This is a genomic window from Flavobacterium sp. DSP2-3-1 (assembly GCF_049896865.1).
GTDB lineage: Bacteria > Bacteroidota > Bacteroidia > Flavobacteriales > Flavobacteriaceae > Flavobacterium.
In genome coordinates this window covers 466,677-493,464 of the sequence record NZ_JAFCVD010000001.1, presented here as the reverse complement: position 1 = coordinate 493,464, position 26,788 = coordinate 466,677, and the positions used below count along the sequence as shown (strand labels likewise).

Sequence of the window (26,788 nt, the reverse complement as noted above, 5' to 3'; positions counted from 1 at the left end):
CTTGTTATTCTCTCTCAAAACTTTACGATAACTCCATAAGTGTTGACGGCATGTAATCGGTTCCGTTCAACACCGGCTTCATTGTTCGTGCTGCGCACGCAACGAAGCCTTATCTGTTACCTGCAGACTTTTAGTTCTTTAAGAGTCTTAATTCCAATTTTTTCCAAAAGCAATTGTTCGTGATTTTCTATATCCACTAATTTAAATTCCGTTTGTTTTCCATCAAGTTGAACTATTGCATCATTTCCAACAACAACTTGATCTTTAGATTTATAAATAGAGCATTCTCCAGCTACGTATAATCCAAGCTTTTCAGTAGCTTGTGGGGTTATTGCAATATTAAAGCCTTTTCCAGCAGTCCTAACACTTGGATACAGAATTCCGTCAAGCCCATTTCTTATTACATTCTCGGTAAAAATTGCTGAAATCATATAATCATAATCTTCTTGGATTTCTTCTTTCGCAAATTCACTTGCTAGATAATCTTGAAACTTAAGTGATTTATCAACAACTTCTTTCGGATATCCATCAATAAACCCTTTAAAAGCATTAACTAATTCTCTAGTATAATTACTTTCATTGTAATAAGATTCGTGATGAACAATTGCCATTAATTTAATATCCTCTTCAACAACCCAACGACCAAAAGAAATCTTTTGAAATCCGCTTTTAGTTTTGTCTCTTAACATTGGAATTGTCTCCGTTATTCCTATTATTCGCATATTATCTAATTCACCTTCTTCTAATTTATCTGGAACAGAAGTGGCATAAAACATTGTTTGATTTGGTGTACTCGCTCTTTGATAAGTTTTATTAAATTCTTGTGGTTTAAAAGATAAATCTGCTTTTTTGTCAAAGCGTTGGTTATCTTCGTTTGGTCTTGCTCTCATAACGGATTTTCCTCTGTGAAAGGTCACAATTATAGTCCCGACATGTCCAACTTCGTTAAATAAACTTTTTATTTCTGCATATGGATATTTAGATAAGTCTAACTTTTTAAATTCTTCTATTACTTTGTTGATTTCCATAGTTTTCTTTTACGCTTGCAGGTAACTTGTATATAAGTAAAGTAAACCTTCGTATACACACCCAAGCATGGGTAGGTAAGCGAAGGTTTGCCTTGCTTTGCGTTTTTCAAATATATTAAAATTTTCTTACAATTCGGAAAACTAAAACAGCTTATCAAAGGAATGCGTTGCGTGAGGGATGGCAGCGAAAATCCTTTATGTTTTTTCTTTAAAAACATAAAGATTGCAACGAACAGCCCGACCCGAAGTTGCAAGGAGGAACGACGAAGCAATTTGCAGGGTCACGCCCATACTTCGGCTACGCTCAGCATAAATAAAGAATTTTAAAAAACAAATCCGCTTCATGTGGAGCGGATTTATCAAACTACAAATCTAAAAAAAACTACTAACTAAACTCTTTATCCGGATTGTATCCTAAATACGGCATGGATTGTTCCTTGAAAACAACACCGTATTCCTCTAATTCTTTTAAAATAGGCACATAAACTTCCTTACGAATGGGTAATTGAACTCCAGGAGTTGTAATCTTACCATTCAGTATTAATAATGTTGCCATTGCAACGGGCAAGCCTACTGTTTTTGCCATCGCAGTATACGTTTGATCGTCCCCGATACAAACCATTTTGGAATCTATTTGTTCTTTTTTGCCATTTAATTCGTATCCAAATTTGTGATACATGACAATCATATCTTTATCATCTTGCTGGAGCGTCCAACTATCAGTCAAGATTTTTTCCAGAATTTGTGCCGGAGTGGCATTTTTCAAACTTACTTTTTTATTCGGATTGAACAAATCGAGTTCCAACAATTTGTCCCACATGATATCATCCTGATCAATCTTAAGAATCAAACGAGTCTTGATTTCCACTGAATCCGTGGGATGATACGGCAAGAAAGAATTCACGTATTCCCTGTAACTCATGTTCTCCGAATCCTCCATGACGTAACTGTCATCCGTCATTCCTAATTGCACAAACATATTCCAAGCTTTAGAAAAACCAACTCTGCGAATCGTTCCTCTATATAAAGTAAGCACATTGTCTAAACCATACACACTTCGGTATTTTAGGGAATCCCGATTCGAATAGCCTTCAAATCGTCCATATCCTTCCACTTGCAAAAACTCGGTTCTTCGAAACAAATTACAGTACGGAATGTATTTATACGTTCCTTCCTGAATAAATTTGGCAGCGCCTCCTTGTCCTGCCAAAACTACATTGCGCGGTGCCCAGGTAAATTTATAATTCCAAAGATTAGTATCGGATTCTGGCGCAACCAGCCCACCACAAAAGGATTCGAATAAAATCATTTCGCCCCCTTTTTCTTTTACTTCATCAATCACTTTCATCGCACTCATGTGGTCAATCCCAGGATCTAGCCCAATTTCGTTCATGAAAATGAGATTATTCTCTTTCGCCGCCGCATCTAATTGCTGCATAGCATCACTCACGTACGAAGCGGTAACAAGATGTTTTTTATAAATAATACAATCTTTGGCCACTTGAATATGCAAATGAGCCGGCAACATCGAAATGACAATATCAGCAATTTGAATCGCTTTTTTTCTTTGATCTTCATCAAAAATATCCAACGCAATAGCCGTTGCATTGGCGTGATTGTTCGTCTTTTTTTTGGCTAAAGCCAAAGACAAATCACCTATAACAAGATGCAAATTCTCTTTTTCAGATTTATTTAAAAGATACTGAATTAGAGACGAAGCTGATCTTCCTGCCCCAATGATTAAAATTGTTTTCATTTTTTTTATTTATAACACAAACATACAAAAATGTTGTATTTATAACAAATTGAAGTGAAATATTTTGGGTTAAATAAATAGGCATTTGTACTATTTAACGGTAAGAAAGTAAAACAATAATTGTAAATACTTTTAAATTCATTTGAGATGAAATACTTTTGCAGTAAAGACCAGCATAATGAAAAGAAAATTAATTATCACAGCAGCCATTCTAGGCATGATCGCTATAATTTTAGGTGCTTTTGGAGCACACGCCTTAAAAAAAGTACTCTCTATCGAGCAATTAGTTACTTTTGAAACTGGCGTACGCTACCAAATGTACCATGCGCTGTTTTTATTGTTCATAGGACTACTGGACAACGTCACTGAAAAAACAAAAAAAACAATCTGCTTCTTAGTCGTTTTTGGTGTAATTTTATTCTCCGGCTCTATTTATTTATTGGCTACAAACGACCTTACTGCTTTTGATTTTAAATCAATTGGATTTCTGACACCCATCGGCGGACTACTGTTAATAATGGCTTGGGGTGTTTTATTGGCATCTTCTTTAAATAAAAAAGCACAAAATTAAAAGAATCAAAGGCTAACTGAAATATAATTTCTATTTTTGCTGCCTATAAAAAAGTAACTACAACAATAAATTTATGGACAATAACACACTTTTCTCGCAATCGATTTCGTTAAAAGAATTAGGAATTGAAAATGCAAAAATTCATTACCAGTTATCCCCTGAAGAATTACACGACATAACAATAAAATCAGGTCAAGGAATTGAAAGCTCAACAGGCGCTTTAGCAGTTAATACAGGCGAATATACTGGCCGTTCTCCGCAAGACAGATATATAGTAAAAGATAGCATCAGTGAAAATAAAGTTTGGTGGGGAAAAGTAAATATCCCTTTTGAACCAGCTGCTTTTGAAGCGCTTTACAACAAAGTAACTTCCTACTTATCTAACAGAGAAGTTTATGTAAGGGATTCATACGTATGCGCTGATCCAAATTACAGATTAAATGTTAGAGTAATCACAGAAACGCCTTGGGCAAATTTATTTTGTTACAATATGTTTTTAAGACCTGAAACGGAAGAATTAGCAGACTTCGACCCCGAATGGACTTTACTTTGCGTGCCTAGCTTTATGGCAGATCCAATTATAGACGGAACACGTCAAAGCAATTTTGCAATTCTTGATTTTACACGAAAAATAGTTTTAATAGGCGGAACCGGATATACAGGTGAAATGAAAAAGGGAATTTTCTCTGCCTTGAATTTCATCTTGCCAGTTTTTAAAAATACGTTACCAATGCACTGTAGTGCCAACGTTGGGAAAGATGGTGATACAGCTATCTTCTTTGGATTATCAGGAACCGGAAAAACAACTTTATCAGCTGATCCTAACAGAAAATTAATTGGTGACGATGAACATGGCTGGACAAATGAAAATACCGTTTTCAACTTTGAAGGAGGCTGTTACGCGAAAGTGATAAACCTTTCTGAAGAAAATGAACCAGATATTTTCCGCGCTATAAAAAAAGGAGCAATCCTGGAAAATGTAGTATTTAAAAAAGATACTAATGAAGTCGATTTTGAGGATATTTCCATCACACAAAATACTAGAGTAAGTTATCCTATTTATCATATTGATAATATTCAACCAGGATCTATCGGCGAAAATCCAAAAAATATATTTTTCTTGACTGCCGATTCGTTCGGAATATTACCTCCAATTTCTAAACTAACCCCAGGACAGGCAGCATACCATTTTATTTCAGGATATACTGCGAAAGTTGCGGGTACAGAAGCCGGAATTACAGAACCGCAACCTAATTTTTCTGCTTGTTTCGGCGCACCATTTATGCCATTACACCCAACAAAATATGCGGAAATGTTGAGCAAAAAAATGAAAGATGCCAATGTAAAAGTGTGGTTAATCAATACAGGCTGGACAGGCGGACCTTACGGAGTAGGAAGTCGAATGAAATTAAAATACACGCGAGCCATGATCACCGCCGCCTTAAACGGAGAATTGGACGATGTGGCTTACGAAAATCACGCAGTATTTGGCATTGCAAAACCGCAAACCTGTCCAAATGTTCCTAGTGAAATATTGAATCCTAGAAATACATGGGAAGACCCAGAACAATACGATAAAAAAGCAGTAGAGTTAGCCCAAAAATTTAAAGATAATTTCGCCAAATTTGAAGAATTTGCTAATGCTGAAATTATGGCAGGAGCTCCTTTAGCTTAAGTTAATTATAATTCAAAAACAAATAGAGCCGTTCGTAAAGAGCGGCTCTATTTGTTTATGCAAAAGGCTAAACAAAAACATATCGGTCTTATATACCAATATTCTTTTTTTGGCGTTAAATTTGTAATTACCACAGGAACTCGACAGGCGAACTGGTGAAACAATCAATCAAAAAATCATAAATCATGTTAAAACAATTTTTCATTCTTTGCTCCGGAGCCGATAAGGATCTTCTTGAGGGCTGTTCCGAAGGCGAACAAACCAAATATGTAGGTATTGGCGCCACCGTTTTCTTTACTGCGGTCATGGCTTTTCTTGCTAGCTCGTATGCGCTTTTTACCGTTTTTGACAGCATTTATCCCGCAATCGCATTTGGTATTGTTTGGAGTCTGCTTATTTTCAATCTCGATCGTTTTATTGTTTCCACTATTCGAAAAAGAGACAAAGTAGGTAGTGAATTTCTACAGGCAACTCCACGAATTATTTTAGCGGTAATTATCGCTATAGTGATTTCGAAACCATTGGAAATTAAAATCTTCGAAAAAGAAATCAATACCGTTTTATTGAAAGAAAAAAATGTGATGGCTTTGAATAATAAAAAAGAAGTGGCCAATTATTTCAAATCAGATTTCGATAAAAACAAAGCTGAAATAGCTGGTTTGAAATCGGAAATCACCAAGAAAGAGAAAGAAGTTAATACACTCTATGAAACTTATATCACCGAAGCAGAAGGAACTGCAGGAACGAAAAAATTAGGGAAAGGTCCTGTTTTTAAAGAAAAAATCGCCAAACATGATCTGGCCAAAAAGGAACTGGACACTTTACAAAAAACCAACTTAGCTAAAATTGCTGAAATGGATAACAATACAAAAACGCTACAAACCGATTTAAACAAAAAAGTTACCGAAACCCAACCTATAATTGATGGATTTAATGGCTTAATGGCACGAATCAACGCCTTGGACAAATTACCTTGGCTTCCTTCGTTTTTTATTATGCTACTATTTTTAGCCATTGAAACCTCTCCCATTATAGCCAAATTACTTTCTCCAAAAGGCGAATACGACTATAAATTAGAAGATCTGGAAACAGCTTTGAAAGCAACAATCGAACAAGACAAATACCAACGTACTTTGCTTGTAAAAACTAGTGCTACAATGCATGATAAAGTCTACGGAGATATTGCTGACGACACCAAATTGTATGATTTACAACGAAAAAATGCTACCGATTTATTAGAATTGCAGTCCAATAATTTTGCAGAAAAGCAGAAAAGAACACTTTAAGTCAAAGGTCGAAAGTCCTAAAGTCAAAAGGGAGTAAATATCTTTTGACTCTGGGACTTTCGACTTTAAGACTAATTACATGTAACTCAAAATTTCTTTTTTGAAAGCGTCGTATTCGCCTTGTAAAATCAATCCGTTATCTAACAATTTTTTATAATTCTGCAATTTTTCAAAAAGTTCGTCTTGCGAAAAATCACTTAATGATTTGTCTTTTGACGTTACTGCAACCTCCTCAAATTCCTGATTTTCAGCAGTAAAATTAGGTTGTGAAACCGGCATTATTTCAGCAAAACTTGTCACTTCTTCTGTTTCCATTTCTTCGATAATTTCCACTTCTTCGATTGGAACAACCGGAACTTCATCCATTATTGTTGCGTTTAATACAGAACCAACTTTTAGTATATCCAATTGTTCTTTAGCATACGTAAAAATCTTGCGCGCTTGGATTTTAGGAATATAATCAATGGAAACCTCCATATTTGTTTTGGTTGTAAATGAAAACTCAGAACCCAAAATATTTTCTTTCACAAAAGTTCCTTCAACCTCATCCCAAGTGTAATCAATAAAATTCATCGATAGTCCCAGATTTTTGGGCTGACAAATGATAATTCTTTTATTCGTCATCACAATACTATCCGGCAAAACAGTAATCGCTGGTTTTTTTTGAACAGCAATATATCCGATTTCTTCATTTTTCATCAATAAATCACTCAGCTTTGAAGCGATTTTTTCAATGGCTTTTGGGTCTTGTTCCTCGTTTAAAAACTTTTTAAATTGTTCTTTCATGTGATATGCTGAATTTATTTCAGTAAGTATTTATAATTTTAATCCAAATTTATTCACAAAAGTAATGCCTAATTGTCAAATTCTTGAATTTCGTTTTGCAATTTCTTTGTTAAACTTTTGAAAACCAATTCATAGGAATGATCAATTAACGCTTTGACTAATGCATCCGCAACTGATTCATTTATCGCAATTGTATTCCAATGGGTTTTACTCATGTGAAAACCCGGCTGAATAGCATCGTATTCAGCGCGCAATTCCTGAGCACGCTCTGGATCACATTTTAAATTAACTGATGGCTGTCCTTTCTCCCACTGACTTAAAGAAGATAATGCAAACATTTTTCCACCCACTTTAAACACCAATGTATCTTTATCAAAAGGGAAATGTTCCGTCACTCCTTTTTTGGAAAGCGAATATTCGTAGTATGTTTCTAAGTTCATTTTATGAAATTATTTTCATTCAAATTTATAATTCATCATTTAAAAAAGCGTGCAAAACAGGTTTACTGGGACTCGCATCATTTTCAAAAGATGCAATTTGTAAATTCAATAAATAACTGCCATCTTTCACTTCTTCATCCACAAAAATCATCTCGGTAATCGTGCAGTCCAATCGCGCATCAGCATTCAGATTATTGACATCTTTTACATTCCAAAAGGCTTTGTGTGCCAATAATTTTCCATCATCTTTTTCTTTATCAACACTTGGCAAATCAATTAATAAATGCTGAATTCCGCTTTCGCGAATGAAACGAGCAGCATCTTCAGAAAGATATGGCGGATTGGTATTCGAATATTTTAAAGATTTTTTTATTTTAAAATTAGGTAGAGTTCTAATAATTAGGGCTTCTTTTGGAACACCTAACTTTAGCGTCACATCGAGCGCAGTCGAGATGTTATCCAGTGTAATCACCAAATCTTTTCCTTGTAGTTCCGGTACAACCGAAATCAATTCGGCCAAAAAGAAAAATTGTTTCAACGACTGATTAATACTGTAAAATTCTCTTGTTATATGACCCAGACATTCGGTGTGCGTTCCATGTCCGTGTGGATTGAAGAAAATATTGTTGAAATTAGTAGACGATTTTCCTTCCGAAACTTTCCCTATCCAATCCCCAAAAACTACCGGTTCAATGACTGGTTTCTCGATATACCACGCAATTGGATTCTCGTCTGTATTCGTTATCGGAATCGAAATATCAATGGGTTTTGATAAGTCGACTTTAAAGTTATCAATAGTTGCAATCATAATTATTCAACCACGAAGGGCACTAAGATTATCACCAAGATCACAAAGCATCGTGGACTTTGCGCCATCTTTGCGTTCTTAGTGGTTTATGTTATTCCAAATTTAAGTAAAACAAATCACTTGCAATTCCATCTGTCAAAAATTTTCCTTTCGGTGTTGGTTTCAGTATATCGTTTTCGATAAAAACTAAATCATCATCAAGAAATTTCTGCGCCTGTTTGTCCAGATATTCCAAATATTCAGTTCCAAATTCGGTTTTGATTCTATCCAAAGAGACTCCCCAAATCGTACGTAAACCCGTCATAATGTATTCGTTGTAGCGGTCCGTAATTGAAAGGATTTCTATTTCGTTGGGCAATTTATCTTCTTGAATGGATTTTAAATAAAGGGAATTATTCGACACATTCCAACTTCTCGAGATGCCATCATAACTGTGCGCCGAAGGACCAATTCCAATGTATTTTTTCCCCAACCAATACGCCGAATTATTCTTGGAAAAATAAGTTGACTTTCCAAAATTCGATAATTCATAATGAATAAAATCATTTACTTCGAGCATTTCGACCAAAATAGCAAAATGTTCTTGAGCAACATCATCTTTAGGAGCTGCAATTTTTCCCGTTTGAATCAGTTTATTCAAAGCCGTTTTTGGCTCTACCGTCAACGCGTAACTGGAAATATGCGGAATCCCGAAAGACAAGGCTGTTTCAATATTTTGCTTCCATTTCTCGTTGCTCATTCCCGGAATTCCATAGATTAAATCAACAGAAATATTGTCGAAATATTGAGTTGCTACTTCAAGGCATTTTCTGGCTTCCGCCGAATTGTGAGCACGGTTCATCATTTGTAAATCATCTTCAAAAAAAGATTGGATTCCAATGCTTAACCGGTTAATTTTGCTTTCAGACAATTCAATTATTCGGTCACTTGACAAATCATCAGGATTGGCTTCTAGTGTAATTTCAGGATTTTCTGCAACAGAATAGTTTTTATACACTTCAGCAATCAGGAAATTAATTTCTTCGGAAGTTAAAACACTTGGCGTTCCTCCGCCAAAATAAATAGTCTCAACAATTTCGTTTTTAAATTCATTTTTACGCATCTGAACTTCTTTCGCAATAGCCAAAACCATTTCTTCTTTCTTCTTCATCGAAGTCGAAAAATGAAAGTCGCAGTAATGACACGCCTGCTTGCAAAAAGGGATATGGATATAGATTCCGCTCATTTATTAGTGTTCAGTGTTCAGTTTTTTAGTATCCAGTCTTAAGAAAGTGTTCAGTGAGCAGTTATTTAGTAATCATATATGTACTGAATACTAAAAAACTGAACACTAATCACTCCTTTTTAACTCCAAACTTTTCAGGGTTCAAAATCATATAATTTACAAGTTTTCCAATTTCTAAACTTTCAGAAATAAATTCCTGATAAATAGCTTCCGAAATATATTTACAAGACACGGAAAACTCTAACCACACTTGTGTTTCTGAATTTTCTCCATCAGAATCGGTCAACTTACTATAAAAATGTTTTGGGTAAATTCTCTTTCTATATGCTTCGGCAATAGTTGCAGGAACACTCCTTGAAGAACGTCGAATTTGATCCGTTAATGAGTAGGTTTCTTCCTTTTGAAATGATTTTGTTATTTCAAAAATCTTCATTGCTAATGCAAATGATTTTTTATAGGCTAATAAATCTTGGAATCTCATATAATACATTTTAGAAAACTGAACACTCTAATTTAAAGAATACTACTGAACACTAAAAATTTGAACACTGCTCACTACTTTTTAACTCGTTCTTCGTTTTGTTTTACAAAGGCATCCCATCCGGTATAGCTTTTCTCTCCAACTACTTTCCCAGAGTTGAAAAAATGACAAACCGCAGCTGCTAATCCATCTGTACTGTCAAGATTTTTAGGCAATTCTTTTAATCCTAAAAGTTGCTGCAGCATTTTGGCAACTTGTTCTTTGCTGGCATTTCCATTTCCGGTAATTGCCATTTTTATTTTCTTGGGTTCGTATTCAGTAATAGGGATATCTCTCGAAAGTCCCGCTGCCATTGCCACACCTTGTGCGCGTCCCAACTTTAGCATCGATTGTACGTTTTTACCAAAGAAAGGCGCTTCAATTGCAATTTCGTCTGGATTGTGGGTGTCGATTAACTCGATAGTACGTTCAAAAATGATTTTCAGCTTTTGATAATGATTGTCGTATTTGGACAATTGCAGTTCGTTCAGTTGCAAAAATTCCATTTTTTTATTGACAATTTTTATCAATCCAAAACCCATAATCGTGGTTCCTGGGTCAATTCCTAATATGATGCGTTCGTTTGCCAATGATTTAGTTTAAAGTTTAAAGTCTAAAAGTTTAAAGTTTTGTTACTTTGCACCAATGATTAAAATTCCACACAAAACTAAGCAATTCCTCGTACTTCTGATCAAACTTTTGATTGTGGGCGGTGCGTTTTATTTTATATACAATCAATTGGCCAACAACGACAAACTGGATTGGCAAAAATTCATTGTTTTATTCCAAAAAAATCAATCCATTGGCGGAATTGCGTTTATTTTGTTACTGAGTGTTTTAAATCGGTTTTTTGAAATATTAAAATGGCAAAACTTAGTCGAATTTATCCATAAAATATCGTTAGGAGCAGCAACAAAACAAGTTCTTGGTGCGCTTACCGCCGGACTATTTACACCAAATGGAATTGGAGAATATGCCGGAAAAGCACTATTTTTTGATAAATCAAACGTAAAAAAAGTGATTTTCTTGAACCTGATTTGTAACGGAATCCAAATGATATTAACCGTCATCTTTGGAATTTTAGGGTTGTTGTATTTCAATGCGCAATACAATGTGATTACCACAAAAACGGCAACGCTGCTTTTTGGTTTTCTAATACTTCTTTTCATAATTTTATTTTCGGTGAAAAAAATTACTATTAAAGGCTATTCGATCGAAAAACTGATTCAAAAAATTAATGAAATTCCAAAACCAATCCATCAAAAAAATATCTTTTTAGGCATTTGCCGGTATCTGGTTTTTTCACACCAATACTACTTTTTGTTTTTGGCTTTTGATGTTGACTTGCCTTATTTTACATTGATTGCGACCATTTCGTCTGTTTATTTTTTAGCTTCCTCCTTACCTACTTTTCAATTTCTGGACTTTGCCGTAAAAGGAAGTGTTGCGGTTTATTTCTTTGCGATTTTAGGCGTTAACGAATGGATTGTGATTTTCATTTCGACTTTAATGTGGTTTTTGAATGTGGTTTTACCGGTAATAATTGGCACTTATTATGTGTTGAATTATAAAATCCTCTCCCCAACCCTCTCCAAAGGTGAGGGAGACGAAACTTTATAAAACAATTATGATTACAATTATTTTACACATCATAATTTTCTCCTATTGTTCTGCGATATTTGCATTAATTTATGGTTTTATCAAAGTAAATACATTTGAATATATTGGCTTAACGCCAAAAACAAACTTCTCCATTATTATTCCTTTCAGAAATGAAGCCGAAAATTTACCTGTTTTATTAGAAAGTTTGTCCAAGCTGAATTATCCAGTGGAATTCTTCGAAGTGATTTTAGTTGACGATGAATCTGAGGAAAAGTTCATCATTCCAAGTTTAAAATTTAAAGTTTCGGTTGTAAATAATGTCAGGTTTTCGAATTCACCAAAGAAAGATGCGATTGGAACTGCGATGCAAATTGTAAATTGGGACTGGATTATCACCACGGATGCGGATTGCACCGTCAATACAAACTGGTTATTATCCTTGGACAATTACATTCAGCTTCATGATGTTGCTATGATTGCCGGAGCGGTAACGTATGATTGTAATAATTCATTTTTGCATCATTTCCAGCAGTTGGATTTAGCGAGTTTGCAAGGCGCGACCATTGGTAGTTTTGGTATTGACAAAGCATTTATGTGTAATGGCGCTAACTTTGCTTACACTAAATCGTTTTTTAAAAAGCTGAATGGTTTTGAAGGAAACGACAAGATTGCCAGTGGCGATGATATATTTCTGTTGCAAAAAGCGATTGCTCAATTACCTGAAAAGGTGCACTATCTAAAATCGAAAAACAATATTGTACTGACAAAACCATTGAACAACTGGAAATCGTTATTCTACCAACGCGTTCGATGGGCTTCAAAAACAAGCTCGTATCAAAGTACTTTCGGGAAAGGATTGGGATTATTGGTTTTTGGTGGAAATTTGTGTTTGGTTTTAGGTATTAGCTTTTGCGTATTCGGTTTAGTTTCGTTTCCAAATATCTTCTTGTTATTCCTACTGAAATTAATTGTTGATACTGTTTTGATTTACAAAGCCAATCATTTTTTGAACAAAAGCAAAATCAGCTATTTGATTTTGAGCAGTTTGTTCTATCCGTTTTTTAGCACGGGTGTTGCGTTGTATTCTTTACTTGGTAAATATGAGTGGAAGGGGCGAAAATTTTAGATTGCAGATTTTTGATTAACGATTTTTGATTTCTGAAACGATACTTCTTGTTTTACACTAAAGCCCTAGCCCAGATGGAAACGGCATCCTTTTTCTTTTTTCTTAAAAAAAGAAAAAGATACAGTGACCAGCTGGAAATAGCTTCTAAAAAACTACTCAACTTTTAGAATAACCGGAAGAATAAATTGCGTTTTTACGGGAATTCCGCGTTTTATGGCTGGATTGATTTTTGGGAAATCAACCAAACGGGCTTTCAGAATACTGTCGATTTTGATTTTGTCGTAGGTTACGGAATCTTTGGGAAATTGAGGCTCAAATTGCAGGGTTGCATTTGGGAAAACTGTAACTTTTACTTCAATTGTATCGAGTTCAGGATAGAGAATCGACAAAGTGTCAACGCTCAGTTTCTGCTGAATCAACTGCGTTAAAACTTCAAAAAAACATTGTTGGCGTTGTTTTTTATCATCAATTTTTTCGCAATCTACCACTGATGGATATTCATCGACTTCTTTCCAGTTGATGGATTTCAGCTCCTTTTGTAACAATTCCTTTTCAGAAGGAATTTGCTTGTCAAAGTATTGACAGGAATTAAAAAATAGTAATACTAAAAAGAGGTAATGCTGCTTCAAGGCTTTGTTTTTGAATTGGACTAATATTTTATAAAAATACAATTATTTTTTTTGGGATGCTTTCGAAAGTAAATAATCTTCGTAGTTTTCAGCAAACCATTTCTTTTTGTTTTCGATTGCAATTTTTTTTTGACCTGAATCCAGAACCGTCAATCGATCTGAAAAAGTTGTAATCTGTATCATATCCTTATAATATTCCTCCTTTGTTAATATTAAACTAAGGCCGGATTTTTTATCCAAATATTCAAAAAATAATGCGTCAAACTCTTTGAGGAAAAATCCAGTACTTTTGCCCTCTCTGCGTTGTAAATGGTCTCTTTTAAAAGCAGGTCCTTGCCACTTTCATTTTTCTCGTGAGCGCTTACCGAATAAAAAGAAAGAGTAAATAAGAGTGTTCCTGAAAATAATTGTATTAATTTCATCTTAAACATTAGCGTAATACGTGTTGCTTTTGTGTTTTCAAAATTACTAAAAATAAATTTATGGATATTCTGCTTTTAACTTTAGGTTTCGCATGCGTTGTTACAGGTTTATTTGGCAGTTTTTTACCAATTTTACCCGGACCAAGTGTGAGTTGGGTTGGATTAGCATTACTCTATTTCACAAAAGCTGTTCCGGCTAATTATTGGATTCTGGGGATTGCATTCTTAATCACTGTAATGATCTCGGTTTTAGATTACGTGATTCCGGCAAAGGGAACCAAAAAATTTGGCGGAAGCTCGTATGGCATCTGGGGAACAAACATCGGTCTAATTATTGGAATTCTTGCTCCTGTTCCTTTTGGGTTCATTATCGGTCCTTTTGTTGGTGCGTTGATAGGCGAACTTATTTATGATTTTAAAGACCACAACAGGGCCTTGAAAGCGGCTGCAGGTTCCTTTGCGGGGTTTCTAGCTTCCAGTTTTATGAAATTTGTGGTTTGCATAATGTATTTGGGATTGTTTGTGTGGATTGTATGGAACTATAAATCCCAGTTGTTTTAATGTACCTTTAGTTTTAGAACTATATTTAAAAGAAAAAGCCTTTCCATTACGAAAGGCTTTCTTAAATGAGCGGTCTGGACGGGACTCGAACCCGCGACCCCATGCGTGACAGGCATGTATTCTAACCAACTGAACTACCAAACCTGCTTTATTTTTAAATCAAAAAAGCTATCCACAAAAGTGGAAAGCTTTTCATTGGTCTAACTACTAAACCCGCTACGAGTTACAAATTCGTAGCAAACAACACAACTAACGTTAAAAACCTTATGGGGCAAAAAAGCCTTTCTGTTACGAAAGGCTTTCCCCAATATTGCGGTCTGGACGGGACTCGAACCCGCGACCCCATGCGTGACAGGCATGTATTCTAACCAACTGAACTACCAAACCTCTGCGTTATTGCGGTGGCAAAGATACAATAGATTTCCGTTTACGCAAGCGTTTTTTGAAAAAATAATTGATAAAATTTCACATCAATATCCAAAGTTTTGTTTTTCAACCAAGTATGTCATTAAAACTTTTTCAAAACTTTCATTCACACTCACCGGAATATATTTTATTTGGTTTTGAGAACAGGTTAAAGCCAACTTCTTGAAGTAACTTTTAACTTGTTTTTCGTATTCTTCTTTCACATTATCCGCAAAAATCGCTACTTCTTCTCCCGTTTCCACATCAATAAACTTTCTTGGAGCGTTATCAAAGTCAAAATTTAACTCCGTCTTATTATCGACAACATGAAATAAGACCACTTTATGCTTATTGTGTTTTAAATGTTGCAGCGCATTAAACAGCGCTTCTTCTCCCGTGCCGAGACTTCGGGATTCGGGACCGGATTGAAACATATCCGTAAATAAGATAATCATCGAACGACGGTGAATTTTTTCCGCTATTTGATGCAAAAAAGTAATAGTATCCGTGTTTTTCTTTGTCACAGGTTTTTCTAAAAGACCTTCGAGTGTATTTAAAATCATTCGATGGTGGCGATCACTGCCTTTTTCAGGCGCGTAGTACTCATAAGTATCAGAAAACACACTTAATCCGACAGCATCTCGCTGTTTCTTCAACAGACTCATTAAAACCGCCGAAGCCAACACTGAAAAGCCAATTTTGTTCTCAAAAAAGTTTTGACTTTCTTTTAATTTCGGATAATGCATTGACGAGGAATTATCGATAATAATATGACACCTCAAATTAGTCTCTTCCTCAAATCGTTTGGTGTACAAACGATCGGTTTTGGCAAACAACTTCCAGTCAATATGTTTGGTGCTTTCGCCAACATTATAGACTTTATGCTCGGCAAATTCAGCCGAAAATCCATGAAACGGACTTTTATGCATACCTGAAATAAAACCCTCCACAACCTGATTGGCCAGCAACTCCAGATGCTGGAAACTGGAAATTTTCTCTATTTGCGATTCGATCTTCATATTCCAAATATATTAAAAGATTGAACAATTTAAAAATTAAACCATTACAGAAACTAAATTTAGGAACTAAAATAAATTCAGCTTAAACAAAAAAAAGGCTTGACTTTCGTCAAACCTTCTCTCTGAATCCTTACGGATTCTATATAAATCATAATCTACCGATTACAACAAAGCGTCTAAACTATCTGCGTAAGTTTGTTTTGGAGCAACTCCTACTTGTTTTCCTACTACTTCTCCTTTATGAAAAACCAATACTGTTGGGATGTTTCTAACACCATATTTAGCAGCAAATTCTTGGTTCGCATCAACATCAACTTTACCTACAACAACTTTACCTTCGTATTCGTTGCTCAATTCATCAATGATTGGACCTACCATTCTACAAGGTCCACACCATGCTGCCCAAAAATCCACCATCACCGGTTTGTCTGATTTCAAAACTACTTCTTCAAAAGTAGCATCTGTTATTGCTAATGCCATAATATTTTATTTAAAGTTTAGCGTTTGAATATCTTAAAGTTTCAAACTAGAATACAAATTTAGAAATTAAAAACAAATCAAACACTATTCTCAAATTAGTTTTGACTATTAACCTATTATCAATTCCTATCCATAACTTTTATAAAATACTTTTTCCTTCTTTCTTGAAGCTATTTCCCGCTGTACGCTATATCTTTTCCGGCTTAAAAAAGCCGGAAAAGGATGCCGCTCCCATCAGGGCTATTAACCCGTGTTTCCAAAACGAATTTTTTTAAAACAAAAAAGGGATGCTTTTTCAAACATCCCTTCACCTTTAAAAAGTTGTATTACAAGCTATATTTCAATCCAAGTGTCAAACCAAGACCACTGATTCCAACATAAGAACTTAATTCATCCATTGGTTTAGTAGAATTCAATCCATTAGGATTTGTCGCAGCATTATTTGAATTAACATCCAAACGGTTTACATAATTTGTGTGAATTTGAGCTTCAGTTCTGCCAGCCAAAGCATTTTGACCATTCATAGTAAATTCAGTAGTTTCTTTCGATTTACCGTGAACGGTAAAATTACGGTATTCTAATTCTGCAAATGCCGAAATATTTTTCCCTAATTTATAAGAAGTTCCTAATACCGCCATAAAACCAACAGTAGGATTCGGTTTCACCTTGTCCACACTATGAATGGCTACAGTAGCTGGATTAGCGACACCAGTTGGTGCAATTGCATCGGTAGTAATTTCTAAATCCCCATAAACTGGCACAAGAACTCCAACTTTAGTATATGGTTCAAAACCATTCTGCTCTCCTAAAAACAAAACTAAAGCAGGTGCTAAATCAAAAGCACTGATTTGCCCCACTGATTTAAAATTGTAAACAGGACGACCACCAGAAATAAAAATTACATCTGTGGTAGTTTGAGACATCGTTTTATCAGCACTAGAATAATAATTAATTCCCATTTCTGCTCCCAAACGAGTATTGAATCTGTAACCAACTGCTGCTCCACTTCTAAAACCTTCACCAAATGAACCTGTAACACTCTCTTCAGAAACTAATTTTCCACCTACGTATACTTTATTCAAAGCTGCATTTCCTCCTACAGTAGGGAACTCAGTGGCAGCCGTTTGAGTAAAATAAGATCCTGCTACTTTAAAATACCAACTTTCTTTTTTTTCCGTTTGCCCTACCATTGTGATCGAACAAATCGCAAATCCCAATAAAAATAATTGCTTTTTCATAATTTCGTTTATTATCATTTATGTAAAAATAAACCATTTTTGATGAAAAATTAATGACAAAAGCGATGAATAATATGTTAAATAAAAACAAAAGATTACAATTGAAGGTTTAGATAAAATTTAAAATGACACTAATTACACAACAGACTTAACATGAGATTCTATAGATTTCGTTTATAATCCGTGGATTTTTAATTCAATTTGAAGTTAACCTGCATTTTTTCTAACTCCACCAGCAGTTCGTTTGAGATTTTTATTTTCAATTTTCTGCTTGGCATCGTCAGTTTGGTTACAACTTTAATCTCTTCAACTTCTTCCACTTTTGCCAAAGTTTCAATCTCCGGGATTTCTAGCGTTTCCATTTCAGAATCTTCATTGTCATTAATAAAAGCTACCTCATCACTTTCAATCTCAACAGGAGCCACAGCAACAAGTCTTTTTGTTTTTTCTAATTCCATAATTTCAAAAGACACTGAATTATCACCTTTATTCTCTTGAAAAAGATGGCTTAATTTATGGATGAAATCCGTTTGCAAATCTTTAATATTCAAATATAAAATCAGTTTTTTAGCAAACGTTGACAGTACATCCTGTAATTGTTTTACTTCTGTAAACTGCAATCTGGGCTCGCTTTTTTTTCCTGTGTCTTGATTGACCCAGCCTTCTTTTATCAGAACTTTTATAAAAACAAACTGATTGTTGTATAAAAAATGATAGAACTTCAAATATTCCTCTCCAAAAATCTTAAACTCAAAACTCTCGTCAAAGCCTTCTAAAGTAAAGATTGCCCAATCTTTACCATTCTTTGCGGTTCTGCGTTGAAAATTGCTTACAATTCCGGCAAATGTTAAGCTTTTGCCCACATACATTTCCATGTTTCTAAGCGCTTCCAGCTTAGAATTACAAAAATATTTCATTTCAAATCTAAAATCATCCAGAGGATGACCCGAAATATAAATCCCAACAACTTCTTTCTCTCTTGATAATTTTTCCATCGTACTCCAATCCTCACAGGGCGGCACGATCGGTTCAGCGATTTGCACATCGCTGGCATCACCAAACAAACTCACTTGCGATGAATTTTCATTTTCCTGAAATTTAGATCCATACCGAATCGCTTTTTCATAAAATGTAATTCCGTCGCCATCATCATGAAAATATTGCGCTCGTGTTGTTCCTAAAAAAGAATCGAATCCTCCTGCCAAGGCCAGATTTTCCAATGCTTTTTTATTCGCTGCACGCAAATCAATACGTTTGGTCAAATCAAAAATAGACTTGTATTTTCCGTCTTTTCTTCTTTCTACAATAGTCGCTACTGCACCAGAACCCACTCCTTTTATCGCTCCCATTCCAAAACGTACCGCGTAATCATCGTTAACGGTAAACTTGTAAAATGACTCGTTGACATCGGGTCCCAAAACTTGTAATCCCATACGTTTACATTCTTCCATAAAGAACGAAACTTGTTTGATATCACTCATGTTATTGGACAAAACCGCAGCCATATATTCGGCTGGATAGTTAGCTTTTAAAAATGCCGTTTGGTAGGCAATCCAAGCATAACAAGTCGAGTGTGATTTATTAAAGGCATATTCCGCAAAAGCTTCCCAGTCTTTCCATATTTTTTCTAATTTATCTTCAGCATGCCCTTTGGCGGCCGCCTGACTGATAAATTTAGGTTTCATTTTATCTAAAACATCCTTTTGTTTTTTTCCCATCGCTTTACGCAAAACGTCGGCATCACCTTTAGAAAAATCCGCTAGTTTTTGCGACAAAAGCATTACTTGTTCCTGGTAAACGGTAATTCCGTACGTATCTTTTAGTAATTCTTCGCAGGCATCAAGATCATAAACAATTGGCTCTTCACCATTTTTTCGCTTGACGAAACTCGGTATGTAAGCAATCGGACCCGGACGATAAAGCGCATTCATGGCAATCAAATCGGGAAAAACCGTTGGTTTCAATTCCTTCATGTATTTCTGCATTCCTGGACTCTCATACTGGAAAATCCCTACCGTCTCACCTCTTTGAAAAAGCTCGTACGTCTTTAGATCATCAATCGGAAATTCATCGGGATTTAGGTCAATTCCACTTCTGTATTTAACTAATTTGACCGTGTCTTTTATTAGAGTCAGGGTTTTCAAACCCAAAAAATCCATTTTTAATAAACCGGCACTTTCTACCACCGAGTTATCAAATTGCGTCACATACAAATCAGAATCTTTGGCGGTAGCCACCGGAACAAAATCAGTGATATCACTTGGCGTAATAATCACTCCACAGGCGTGAATACCTGTATTTCTCAAGTTTCCTTCTAAAACTTTGGCTTGCTGAATGGTTTCTCCACCTAAATCATCTTCATTCGCTAGTCCTATTAATTCTTTTATTTTGTCAAATTCTTCCGGACGAACCGCTTTTTTAATTACATCTTCTTTTTCATTTAAAAAACGGGCTAAATTCCACTTAGAAGGCATCATTCCCGGAATCAATTTCGCAATTTTATCTGCTTCAAACAAAGGCAAATCCAATACACGAGCGGTATCCCGAATGGCTGATTTTGTTGCCATTTTCCCGTAAGTGATAATTTGTGCCACTTGTTTCGAACCGTATTTCCGGATCACATAATCCATTACGCTGCTTCGTCCCTCATCATCAAAATCGATATCAATATCGGGAAGTGACACACGATCCGGATTCAGGAAACGCTCAAAAAGCAGGTTGTACATTAACGGGTCGATATTGGTAATCTTCAAACAATACGCCACCACCGATCCAGCCGCAGAACCCCTCCCCGGTCCTACCGAAACGCCCATACTTCTCGCCTCGGCAATTAAATCCTGTACAATCAGAAAATATCCCGGATAACCAGAATTGGAAATTGTCAACAATTCAAAGTCGAGTCGTTCATGAATTTCTTCGGTGATTACAGGATATCTGCGATTAGCACCTTCAAAAGTCAAATGTCTTAAATAGGCATTTTCCCCCCGTACTCCGCCATCAACTGCATCTTCGGGATTATTAAATTCAACAGGGATTTCAAATTTTGGCAATAAAACTTCCCGCGCCAAATCGAAAATTTCAATTTTATCCACAATCTCCGAAATATTCGAAATCGCTTCAGGTAAATTTGCAAAAAGCTGCTTCATTTCGTCTCCCGACTTGAAATAATATTCTTGATTCGGCAATCCGTAACGATAGCCGCGACCGCGACCAATAGGTGTAGTTTGTTTTTCGCCATCACGCACACAAAGCAAAATATCGTGCGCATTTGAATTTTCCTTGTCTATATAAAAGGTATTGTTTGTCGCAACAATTTTGACATCGTGTTTTCTTGCCAATGAAATCAAAGAAGCATTCACCCGATTTTCATCTTCCTGATTGTGGCGCATCACTTCGATATAAAAATCTTCCTTGAACTCGTTTTTCCACCAAATCATGGCTTCTTCAGCTTGATTTTCGCCAATGTTTAAAATCTTATTTGGGATTTCACCATAAAGGTTTCCAGACAAAACAATAATATCTTCTTTATATTCCTGAATGACTTTCCTGTCGATTCTAGGCACATAATAAAAACCTTCCGTGTAAGCGATAGAAGACATTTTCGCCAAATTATGATAGCCTTTTTTGGTCTTCGCCAAAAGCACTATTTGGTACCCATTGTCTTTTACTTTTTTGTTTTTATGGTCCTCACAAACAAAGAATTCGCAACCTACAATTGGTTTCATCGGAACTTCGACAGGCTCTTCACCATTTTCGATTGCCGCTTTATTCTTGGCTTCAGCCGCTTTATTATGATATAAAATATCGCGGACAAAATGAAAAGCACCCATCAAATTCGCATGATCCGTCATGGCAACCGCAGGCATTTTTTGTTGTGCCGCCGCTTTTACCAATGCCGCAATACTAATAGTAGATTGCAACACCGAGAACTGCGTATGATTGTGCAAATGCACGAAAGGCGCATCTGTAAGTACTTTTTTATTCTCAGAAAGCGCTGCTCTTGAAACGGCCGGAGCTTGTTTTTCGCCAAACTGCTGGCGGATTTTATCCGAAGCTTCCTTAAGATTAATATGTTTTAAACCAATGAGTTTAATCTCGCTTGGATTTTTATTTTGAAAATCTTGAAAATAACTGGATGGAACATCTAATTCCTCCTTTGTGAAAATATCTCGACGAATTAACTCTAAGAAACAACGCGTAGTTGCCTCGACATCGGCAGTGGCGTTGTGCGCCTCACCAAAAGGTTTATTAAAAAGATAAGAGTGTAATTCCGTTAAGGTTGGCAATTTGAATTTTCCACCTCGACCACCTGGCAATTTCAATAAAGAAGCGGTAATTTCAGTACAGGTATCTAGTATCGGCATCGAACTCATCTGGCTTTCAACACCCATTCTGTAAAATTCGCAACCCATAATATTGATGTCAAAACCTAAATTCTGACCAACGATGAATTTGGCTTTGCCTAATGCGATATTGAATTTTTCTAAAACTTCTGCTAACGAAATCCCATCGACTTCCGCCAATTCTGTAGAAATTCCGTGAATCCTTTCAGCGTCATACGGAATATTAAAACCTTCGGGCTGGATTAAATAATCTTGATGCTCTATGAGTTTTCCCATATCATCGTGCAACTGCCAAGCGATCTGAATACAACGTGGCCAGTTGTCCGTATCAGAAATGGGAGCGCCCCAGCGCTTTGGTAATCCTGTAGTTTCGGTATCGAATATTAAGTACATAAATCCCCTCCCCAGCCCTCCCCGAAGGGAAGGGTGTCTAAATCCTTAGATTCGGACCGTGTATTTAACTGGTTTTAAACACTTTAAAATTAATAAAAGTAACCAAAAATGAATTTCAAATTTAGTTTTTTTCGAATGAAATAGAAGCAAATAATCAACAAAAAACAAATATATTTTTCAGGATTATTCCCCCATTAAAACCACAATCATTTTCAACAAATCATCTTGGTACTATCTTGTTGAAAAGATAAAAAGAGTCCATATTGATTTTTTGGATGTCGTAGTCTTTCATCAAAAAAAATATTGAAATACGGTTGAAAAATATGTCATTTACTAATAAAATCAGTTTTAAAAACAACTTCAACTAAAGTCAAATAACAAATTTAATATTAAAAAAAAGTCGATTTTATTGCCATTTAATTACATATTTATAAATATAATAGCTTATTATAAGCATATTTTAGCAATTCGATAATTATAAAAACCCGCCAAAAATTAATTTTTTATTATATCAAAATAAAAAACTACGTTACTGTAAAAAAAGCTTAAAAGCTAAAAATCAGTAAAGAAATGCTCTAAAACGGTTTTGGGTATCGTATATAATGAAATATTAAAAAATAAAGACTTGATTCTTTTTTTAGTTTTGCTTTCATTGTTATCATCTTAGCCAATTTGGCTATAAAAAAATACATTAAAAACATATTAAAATGAGTACTACATTATTCGACAAAGTATGGGATTCGCACGTGGTGCGTAAAATTGAAGATGGACCGGACGTGTTTTTTATTGACCGTCATTTCATCCATGAAGTTACTAGTCCGGTAGCTTTTTTAGGTTTAAAAGCAAGAGGAATTTCAGTTTTATACCCAGAACGTACTTTTGCTACTGCCGATCACAATACCCCAACTATAAATCAACATTTACCAGTTCAAGATGCATTATCTGCCAATCAGCTAAAAGCATTGGAAGACAACGCAGCAGAACATGGTATTTCTCACTGGGGATTAGGTCACCAAAAAAATGGTATCGTTCACGTGGTAGGTCCTGAAAACGGAATTACATTACCTGGCGCCACTATTGTTTGTGGAGATTCTCATACTTCTACTCATGGCGCTTTTGGTGCTATTGCTTTTGGTATCGGAACTTCGGAGGTAGAAATGGTGATGGCTACACAATGTATCATGCAACCAAAACCAAAGAAAATGCGCATCAACGTAAATGGTGAATTGAGTAAAGGTGTTGGTCCAAAAGACGTTGCACTATATATTATTTCTCAATTAACTACTTCGGGAGGCACAGGATATTTTGCGGAATATGCAGGAGATGTTTTTGAAAACATGTCTATGGAAGGTCGTATGACTGTTTGTAATTTGAGTATAGAAATGGGTGCTCGTGGCGGTATGATTGCTCCGGACCAAAAAACATTCGATTTTTTAGAAGGAAGATTATACGCTCCAAAAGGCGAAGCTTGGGACAAAGCGGTAGCCTATTGGAAAACATTAAAAACAGATGCTGATGCCGTTTTTGATACCGAATTAAATATCAATGCTTCAGATATTGAACCAATGATTACCTATGGAACAAATCCTGGAATGGGAATTGGCATCTCAAAAAACATTCCAAACGCCAACCAGGTTAAAGGTGGCGCCGAAACATATAAAAAATCTTTAGCCTACATGGGTTTTGAAGAAAATGACGTAATGATTGGCAAACCAATTGATTTTGTTTTTCTAGGAAGTTGTACCAATGGTAGAATTGAAGATTTCAGAGCTTTTACAGAAATTGTAAAAGGCAGAAAAAAAGCCGACAATGTTACCGCATGGTTAGTTCCAGGTTCGCATGTTGTAGAGGCACAGATTAAAGAAGAAGGTCTTTTGGACATACTTAACGAAGCTGGTTTCGTATTGCGTCAACCTGGTTGTTCAGCTTGTTTGGCCATGAACGATGACAAAGTGCCTGCTGGAAAATATGCGGTCAGTACTTCAAACAGAAATTTCGAAGGTCGTCAAGGTCCGGGTTCAAGAACTTTATTGGCAAGTCCAATTATGGCAGCTGCAGCTGCAGTTACTGGAATGTTGACAGATCCTAGAGATTTATTTTAAAAGATTTCAAAATGTAGAGGATTTTTAATTTCAGATTTCATTAAAATCGACACAGCATTCAGTTTAAATTACAGAATATAAAATAATATTAGTTAGCGTTTACGATTACATTTTCCTTAAGGTAAATCTAAAATCAGAAATCGTTAATCAAAAATCAAAAATCAAATGGCATACGATAAATTTAACATCCTTACGAGTAGCGCAGTGCCGTTACCGATAGAAAATGTAGATACTGATCAAATCATTCCTGCGCGTTTCTTAAAAGCAACTGAACGTGTTGGTTTTGGCGATAACCTTTTCCGTGACTGGAGATACAATGGAGATGACACCCCAAAAGCAGATTTCGTATTGAATGACGCAACTTATAGCGGAAAAATATTGGTAGGCGGAAAAAACTTTGGTTCAGGTTCTTCCAGAGAGCACGCAGCTTGGGCAGTTTACGATTACGGATTTCGCGCTGTTGTCTCCAGTTTCTTTGCAGATATTTTCAAAGGAAATTGCTTGAATATTGGTGTTTTACCGGTTCAAGTGAGTCCTGAATTTGCTGAAACAATTTTTGAGGCTATTGAAGCGGATCCAAAAACAAAATTGGAAATCAATCTTCCGGAGCAAACTATCACTTTATTAGCAACTGGTCAAAAAGAATCTTTTGATATTTCTGGTTATAAAAAAGACAATATGGTCAACGGTTTTGATGATATTGACTATTTACAAAACATCAAAGAAGAAATTGTTGATTTTGCTAACAAGCTTCTTTACTAGAAACAAACACGACTTCAAATTACGGAAGTCAAAACCACTTTTAGCATCAAATTTATAATGGAAAGAAGAAAAATTGAAATAATGGATACAACACTCCGTGATGGTGAACAAACCTCGGGAGTATCATTTTCTGCTGCAGAAAAATTAACCATTGCGCAATTGTTGTTGGAAGAATTAAATATTGATAGAATCGAAATTGCTTCAGCAAGAGTGAGTGAAGGAGAGTTTCAAGGTGTAAAAGGGATCATGTCATGGGCTTCAGAAAAAGGATATAGTAACCGCATTGAAGTCTTAACTTTTGTCGACGGAGGACTTTCTATTGAATGGATGAAAAATACTGGTGCAAAGGTGCAGAATTTATTAACTAAAGGATCTTTGAATCATTTAACACATCAGTTAAAAAAAACACCCGAACAACATTTTACTGAAATTGCACAAACAATAGCTTTAGCTAAAGAAAATAATATTGAAACGAATGTTTATCTGGAAGACTGGAGTAACGGAATGCGCAATTCACCTGAATATGTCTTTCAATATTTAGATTTTTTGACCAAGCAACCGATCAAAAGAATCTTACTACCGGACACACTAGGCGTTTTAATACCTTCTGAAACTTTTGAATTTATTTCTAAAATTGTAACGAAATACCCAAATACCCATTTTGATTTTCATGCACACAATGACTACGATTTAAGTATCGCAAATGTAATGGAAGCTGTAAAAGCTGGAATTCAAGGACTTCACGTAACCGTAAACGGAATGGGAGAACGCGCCGGAAATGCACCACTCGAAAGTACTGTTGCTGTAATTAATGACTTTTTTCAACAAATAGAAATCGGTGTCAAAGAATCTTCATTATATTCTGTGAGTAAATTAGTAGAAACTTTTACCGGTTATAGAATTCCTGCTAACAAACCTATTGTAGGTGACAACGTGTTTACGCAAACTGCAGGTATTCATGCCGACGGAGATAATAAAAACAACTTATATTTTAATGATTTACTTCCGGAACGTTTTGGCAGAACGAGAAAATATGCATTAGGAAAAACATCTGGAAAAGCTAATATTGAAAAAAACCTTCAGGAATTAGGTTTAAAATTAAATCCGCACGACTTAAAATTAGTCACCCAACGCATCATTGAATTGGGCGACAAAAAAGAAACAGTTACCAAAGAAGATTTGCCTTACATTATCTCTGATGTTTTGGACAGCCAAACCTATCAAGAAAAAGTTGTTGTCGAGTCCTATATATTATCTCATGCAAAAGGCATGCGTCCATCAACTACTTTATCCTTAAAAATAGATGGTGAAATTATTGAAGAGCACGCGCAAGGTGATGGTCAATTTGATGCTTTTATGAATGCATTGGCAAAAATATACAAAAGCAAAAATTTAGAATTGCCTAAATTGATCGATTACGCCGTACGAATTCCTCCAGGGAGCAGTTCTGATGCATTATGCGAAACCATAATCACCTGGACAAATAATGAAAAAGAATTTAAAACCAGAGGATTAGATTCAGACCAAACGGTTGCCGCAATTATAGCAACCCAGAAAATGTTGAATGTGGTTGCAGCCCAATAATAAATAGAAATACATTAATATAAAATA

At 35.5% G+C, this 26,788-nt stretch carries 23 protein-coding genes and 2 tRNA genes; 9 read left to right on the top strand and 16 right to left on the bottom strand.

Annotated elements, in window-relative coordinates; all coding sequences use genetic code 11:
* Positions 1-116: 116 nt before the first annotated feature.
* Entirely contained in the window at positions 117-1,028 is a 912-nt protein-coding gene (locus ACP7AT_RS02290) for an RES domain-containing protein (RefSeq protein ID WP_426062737.1), read from the bottom strand.
* 385 nt (positions 1,029-1,413) lie between these two features.
* On the bottom strand, positions 1,414-2,784 hold the full coding sequence (locus ACP7AT_RS02285; protein ID WP_426062736.1) for a saccharopine dehydrogenase family protein: 1,371 nt from the start codon (positions 2,782-2,784) through the stop codon (positions 1,414-1,416).
* A 178-nt stretch (positions 2,785-2,962) separates the two neighbouring features.
* Between ACP7AT_RS02285 and ACP7AT_RS02280 the strand changes: the two genes are divergently transcribed.
* From ACP7AT_RS02280 to ACP7AT_RS02270, 3 genes are all read left to right on the top strand, one after another.
* Positions 2,963-3,355 carry a DUF423 domain-containing protein gene (locus ACP7AT_RS02280; RefSeq protein WP_426062735.1) on the top strand — a complete coding sequence of 131 codons (393 nt, stop codon included), beginning with the start codon at positions 2,963-2,965 and terminating at the stop codon, positions 3,353-3,355.
* 73 nt (positions 3,356-3,428) lie between these two features.
* Positions 3,429-5,030 carry a phosphoenolpyruvate carboxykinase (ATP) gene (pckA, locus tag ACP7AT_RS02275; RefSeq protein ID WP_426062734.1) on the top strand — a complete coding sequence of 534 codons (1,602 nt, stop codon included), beginning with the start codon at positions 3,429-3,431 and terminating at the stop codon, positions 5,028-5,030.
* A 185-nt stretch (positions 5,031-5,215) separates the two neighbouring features.
* Positions 5,216-6,316 (top strand): DUF4407 domain-containing protein, encoded by a 1,101-nt coding sequence (locus ACP7AT_RS02270; RefSeq protein ID WP_426062733.1) that lies wholly within the window; start codon positions 5,216-5,218, stop codon positions 6,314-6,316.
* 75 nt (positions 6,317-6,391) lie between these two features.
* On the opposite strand, the gene ACP7AT_RS02265 is transcribed toward ACP7AT_RS02270, so the two are convergent.
* The 6 genes from ACP7AT_RS02265 to ruvC form a co-directional block, all read right to left on the bottom strand.
* The gene (locus ACP7AT_RS02265; RefSeq protein ID WP_426062732.1) at positions 6,392-7,102 is read right to left on the bottom strand and encodes a PH domain-containing protein; all 711 of its coding nucleotides are present in this window, start codon (positions 7,100-7,102) and stop codon (positions 6,392-6,394) included.
* Between the two features lie 68 nt (positions 7,103-7,170).
* Entirely contained in the window at positions 7,171-7,542 is a 372-nt protein-coding gene (locus ACP7AT_RS02260) for an MmcQ/YjbR family DNA-binding protein (RefSeq protein WP_426062731.1), read from the bottom strand.
* Positions 7,543-7,567: 25 nt separating this feature from the next.
* Positions 7,568-8,350 carry a cyclase family protein gene (locus ACP7AT_RS02255; RefSeq protein WP_426062730.1) on the bottom strand — a complete coding sequence of 261 codons (783 nt, stop codon included), beginning with the start codon at positions 8,348-8,350 and terminating at the stop codon, positions 7,568-7,570.
* Positions 8,351-8,441: 91 nt separating this feature from the next.
* Positions 8,442-9,575 carry a radical SAM family heme chaperone HemW gene (gene hemW, locus ACP7AT_RS02250; protein ID WP_426062729.1) on the bottom strand — a complete coding sequence of 378 codons (1,134 nt, stop codon included), beginning with the start codon at positions 9,573-9,575 and terminating at the stop codon, positions 8,442-8,444.
* Positions 9,576-9,684: 109 nt separating this feature from the next.
* Complete coding sequence (locus ACP7AT_RS02245) at positions 9,685-10,056, bottom strand: four helix bundle protein (protein ID WP_426062728.1); 372 nt, start codon at positions 10,054-10,056, stop codon at positions 9,685-9,687.
* Positions 10,057-10,130: 74 nt separating this feature from the next.
* On the bottom strand, positions 10,131-10,685 hold the full coding sequence (gene ruvC / locus ACP7AT_RS02240; protein ID WP_073205242.1) for a crossover junction endodeoxyribonuclease RuvC: 555 nt from the start codon (positions 10,683-10,685) through the stop codon (positions 10,131-10,133).
* Between the two features lie 55 nt (positions 10,686-10,740).
* Here ruvC and ACP7AT_RS02235 point away from each other — a divergent pair, with 55 nt between their 5' ends.
* Together ACP7AT_RS02235 and ACP7AT_RS02230 are read left to right on the top strand one after the other, a co-directional pair.
* Positions 10,741-11,715: a hypothetical protein gene (locus ACP7AT_RS02235; RefSeq protein WP_426062727.1), complete on the top strand. Its 975-nt coding sequence runs from the start codon at positions 10,741-10,743 to the stop codon at positions 11,713-11,715.
* Between the two features lie 7 nt (positions 11,716-11,722).
* Positions 11,723-12,823 carry a glycosyltransferase family 2 protein gene (locus ACP7AT_RS02230; protein ID WP_426062726.1) on the top strand — a complete coding sequence of 367 codons (1,101 nt, stop codon included), beginning with the start codon at positions 11,723-11,725 and terminating at the stop codon, positions 12,821-12,823.
* A gap of 152 nt (positions 12,824-12,975) precedes the next feature.
* On the opposite strand, the gene ACP7AT_RS02225 is transcribed toward ACP7AT_RS02230, so the two are convergent.
* On the bottom strand, positions 12,976-13,452 hold the full coding sequence (locus tag ACP7AT_RS02225; protein WP_426062725.1) for a hypothetical protein: 477 nt from the start codon (positions 13,450-13,452) through the stop codon (positions 12,976-12,978).
* A gap of 42 nt (positions 13,453-13,494) precedes the next feature.
* Complete coding sequence (locus tag ACP7AT_RS02220) at positions 13,495-13,635, bottom strand: hypothetical protein (protein ID WP_426062724.1); 141 nt, start codon at positions 13,633-13,635, stop codon at positions 13,495-13,497.
* 299 nt (positions 13,636-13,934) lie between these two features.
* Between ACP7AT_RS02220 and ACP7AT_RS02215 the strand changes: the two genes are divergently transcribed.
* The gene (locus ACP7AT_RS02215) at positions 13,935-14,435 is read left to right on the top strand and encodes a DUF456 domain-containing protein (RefSeq protein ID WP_426062723.1); all 501 of its coding nucleotides are present in this window, start codon (positions 13,935-13,937) and stop codon (positions 14,433-14,435) included.
* 70 nt (positions 14,436-14,505) lie between these two features.
* Here the strand turns inward: ACP7AT_RS02215 and ACP7AT_RS02210 are convergent.
* The 6 genes from ACP7AT_RS02210 to dnaE all read right to left on the bottom strand — a co-directional run bounded on the left by ACP7AT_RS02210 (position 14,506) and on the right by dnaE (position 22,313).
* Positions 14,506-14,579, bottom strand: a tRNA-Asp gene (locus tag ACP7AT_RS02210).
* A gap of 169 nt (positions 14,580-14,748) precedes the next feature.
* A tRNA-Asp gene (locus tag ACP7AT_RS02205) sits at positions 14,749-14,822 on the bottom strand.
* Positions 14,823-14,905: 83 nt separating this feature from the next.
* Positions 14,906-15,859, bottom strand: a complete 954-nt coding sequence (locus ACP7AT_RS02200) for a DUF58 domain-containing protein (protein ID WP_426062722.1) — start codon at positions 15,857-15,859, stop codon at positions 14,906-14,908.
* A 162-nt stretch (positions 15,860-16,021) separates the two neighbouring features.
* Positions 16,022-16,339 carry a thioredoxin gene (gene trxA, locus ACP7AT_RS02195; protein WP_091203124.1) on the bottom strand — a complete coding sequence of 106 codons (318 nt, stop codon included), beginning with the start codon at positions 16,337-16,339 and terminating at the stop codon, positions 16,022-16,024.
* A 326-nt stretch (positions 16,340-16,665) separates the two neighbouring features.
* Positions 16,666-17,577 (bottom strand): outer membrane beta-barrel protein, encoded by a 912-nt coding sequence (locus tag ACP7AT_RS02190; RefSeq protein WP_426062721.1) that lies wholly within the window; start codon positions 17,575-17,577, stop codon positions 16,666-16,668.
* 191 nt (positions 17,578-17,768) lie between these two features.
* The gene (gene dnaE, locus ACP7AT_RS02185; RefSeq protein ID WP_426062720.1) at positions 17,769-22,313 is read right to left on the bottom strand and encodes a DNA polymerase III subunit alpha; all 4,545 of its coding nucleotides are present in this window, start codon (positions 22,311-22,313) and stop codon (positions 17,769-17,771) included.
* Between the two features lie 707 nt (positions 22,314-23,020).
* Here dnaE and leuC point away from each other — a divergent pair.
* The 3 genes from leuC to ACP7AT_RS02170 all read left to right on the top strand — a co-directional run bounded on the left by leuC (position 23,021) and on the right by ACP7AT_RS02170 (position 26,761).
* A complete protein-coding gene (gene leuC / locus ACP7AT_RS02180; RefSeq protein ID WP_426062719.1) occupies positions 23,021-24,415 on the top strand; it encodes a 3-isopropylmalate dehydratase large subunit in 1,395 nt (464 codons plus the stop codon).
* A 165-nt stretch (positions 24,416-24,580) separates the two neighbouring features.
* Complete coding sequence (gene leuD / locus ACP7AT_RS02175; RefSeq protein ID WP_426062718.1) at positions 24,581-25,177, top strand: 3-isopropylmalate dehydratase small subunit; 597 nt, start codon at positions 24,581-24,583, stop codon at positions 25,175-25,177.
* 57 nt (positions 25,178-25,234) lie between these two features.
* Positions 25,235-26,761: an alpha-isopropylmalate synthase regulatory domain-containing protein gene (locus ACP7AT_RS02170; protein ID WP_426062717.1), complete on the top strand. Its 1,527-nt coding sequence runs from the start codon at positions 25,235-25,237 to the stop codon at positions 26,759-26,761.
* Positions 26,762-26,788 lie beyond the last annotated feature (27 nt).

What these genes read in the sequence shown, in the direction of transcription:
- ACP7AT_RS02215 (WP_426062723.1), top strand. Translation starts at nt 13,935, where the DNA reads ATGGATATTCTGCTTTTAACTTTAGGTTTCGCATGCGTTGTTACAGGT.
- hemW (WP_426062729.1), bottom strand. Translation starts at nt 9,575, where the DNA reads ATGAGCGGAATCTATATCCATATCCCTTTTTGCAAGCAGGCGTGTCAT.
- ACP7AT_RS02235 (WP_426062727.1), top strand. Translation starts at nt 10,741, where the DNA reads ATGATTAAAATTCCACACAAAACTAAGCAATTCCTCGTACTTCTGATC.
- ACP7AT_RS02285 (WP_426062736.1), bottom strand. Translation starts at nt 2,784, where the DNA reads ATGAAAACAATTTTAATCATTGGGGCAGGAAGATCAGCTTCGTCTCTA.
- ACP7AT_RS02230 (WP_426062726.1), top strand. Translation starts at nt 11,723, where the DNA reads ATGATTACAATTATTTTACACATCATAATTTTCTCCTATTGTTCTGCG.
- ACP7AT_RS02280 (WP_426062735.1), top strand. Translation starts at nt 2,963, where the DNA reads ATGAAAAGAAAATTAATTATCACAGCAGCCATTCTAGGCATGATCGCT.
- ACP7AT_RS02270 (WP_426062733.1), top strand. Translation starts at nt 5,216, where the DNA reads ATGTTAAAACAATTTTTCATTCTTTGCTCCGGAGCCGATAAGGATCTT.
- ACP7AT_RS02265 (WP_426062732.1), bottom strand. Translation starts at nt 7,102, where the DNA reads ATGAAAGAACAATTTAAAAAGTTTTTAAACGAGGAACAAGACCCAAAA.
- pckA (WP_426062734.1), top strand. Translation starts at nt 3,429, where the DNA reads ATGGACAATAACACACTTTTCTCGCAATCGATTTCGTTAAAAGAATTA.
- trxA (WP_091203124.1), bottom strand. Translation starts at nt 16,339, where the DNA reads ATGGCATTAGCAATAACAGATGCTACTTTTGAAGAAGTAGTTTTGAAA.
- ACP7AT_RS02200 (WP_426062722.1), bottom strand. Translation starts at nt 15,859, where the DNA reads ATGAAGATCGAATCGCAAATAGAGAAAATTTCCAGTTTCCAGCATCTG.
- ACP7AT_RS02255 (WP_426062730.1), bottom strand. Translation starts at nt 8,350, where the DNA reads ATGATTGCAACTATTGATAACTTTAAAGTCGACTTATCAAAACCCATT.
- ACP7AT_RS02260 (WP_426062731.1), bottom strand. Translation starts at nt 7,542, where the DNA reads ATGAACTTAGAAACATACTACGAATATTCGCTTTCCAAAAAAGGAGTG.
- ACP7AT_RS02290 (WP_426062737.1), bottom strand. Translation starts at nt 1,028, where the DNA reads ATGGAAATCAACAAAGTAATAGAAGAATTTAAAAAGTTAGACTTATCT.
- ACP7AT_RS02245 (WP_426062728.1), bottom strand. Translation starts at nt 10,056, where the DNA reads ATGAGATTCCAAGATTTATTAGCCTATAAAAAATCATTTGCATTAGCA.
- ACP7AT_RS02190 (WP_426062721.1), bottom strand. Translation starts at nt 17,577, where the DNA reads ATGAAAAAGCAATTATTTTTATTGGGATTTGCGATTTGTTCGATCACA.
- ACP7AT_RS02220 (WP_426062724.1), bottom strand. Translation starts at nt 13,635, where the DNA reads ATGATACAGATTACAACTTTTTCAGATCGATTGACGGTTCTGGATTCA.
- ACP7AT_RS02170 (WP_426062717.1), top strand. Translation starts at nt 25,235, where the DNA reads ATGGAAAGAAGAAAAATTGAAATAATGGATACAACACTCCGTGATGGT.
- dnaE (WP_426062720.1), bottom strand. Translation starts at nt 22,313, where the DNA reads ATGTACTTAATATTCGATACCGAAACTACAGGATTACCAAAGCGCTGG.
- leuC (WP_426062719.1), top strand. Translation starts at nt 23,021, where the DNA reads ATGAGTACTACATTATTCGACAAAGTATGGGATTCGCACGTGGTGCGT.
- leuD (WP_426062718.1), top strand. Translation starts at nt 24,581, where the DNA reads ATGGCATACGATAAATTTAACATCCTTACGAGTAGCGCAGTGCCGTTA.